This window comes from Vibrio mediterranei (assembly GCF_900088415.1).
GTDB classification, from domain to species: Bacteria; Pseudomonadota; Gammaproteobacteria; order Enterobacterales; family Vibrionaceae; genus Vibrio; species Vibrio mediterranei.
The window spans coordinates 1-682 of sequence record NZ_FLLQ01000034.1 but is presented as its reverse complement, the minus strand read 5'-3'; the positions used below and the strand labels follow the sequence as shown (position 1 = coordinate 682).

Below are 682 nucleotides of genomic sequence, written 5' to 3'. Positions count from 1 at the left end.
GGCTGCAAAAGAAGTGGGTAGTTTAACCTTCGGGAGGACGCTCACCACTTTGTGGTTCATGACTGGGGTGAAGTCGTAACAAGGTAGCCCTAGGGGAACCTGGGGCTGGATCACCTCCTTATACGAAAGATTATTGCGATGAGTGTTCACACAGATTGATTAGGTTTGTAAGTTAAGAGTAAGGAAACCTTTTCCAGATGGGGCTATAGCTCAGCTGGGAGAGCGCTTCGCTGGCAGCGAAGAGGTCTGCGGTTCGATCCCGCATAGCTCCACCATCTTTAAGTGTTTTCTCTCGAGAATATTTAGAAATGGTTACTTATTAGTAATCTCGTTCTTTAACAATTTGGAAAGCTGACGAATAACATTTGATTAATGTTATTCATTTAAAAGTTCTCAAATCCTAATCGAAAGATTAGGTACCAACACACATTCAAGTGTTCTTGGGAATTACGAAAGTAATTCATATTTGAGTCCGGCAAAATCGAGTCTGCACATGTATAAAAATGCAGACAACTTTGGTTGTTTAACAACAATCTCATGGTTTCATCTGAAACTCTTTGGGGTTGTATGGTTAAGTGACTAAGCGTACACGGTGGATGCCTTGGCAGTCAGAGGCGATGAAAGGCGTATTAACTTGCGATAAGCTCAGATTAGGTAGTAAAAACCTGTGAGTCTGAGATTC

The 682-nt window shown here is 41.9% G+C and carries 1 tRNA gene and 2 rRNA genes; all 3 read left to right on the top strand.

From position 1 onward, the window contains the following. A 16S ribosomal RNA gene (locus VME0621_RS25990) occupies window positions 1–121 on the top strand; the annotation flags it as partial. Window positions 122–199: 78 nt separating this feature from the next. Further along, window positions 200–275, top strand: a tRNA-Ala gene (locus VME0621_RS25985). A gap of 294 nt (window positions 276–569) precedes the next feature. Then, window positions 570–682, top strand: a 23S ribosomal RNA gene (locus VME0621_RS25980); the annotation flags it as partial.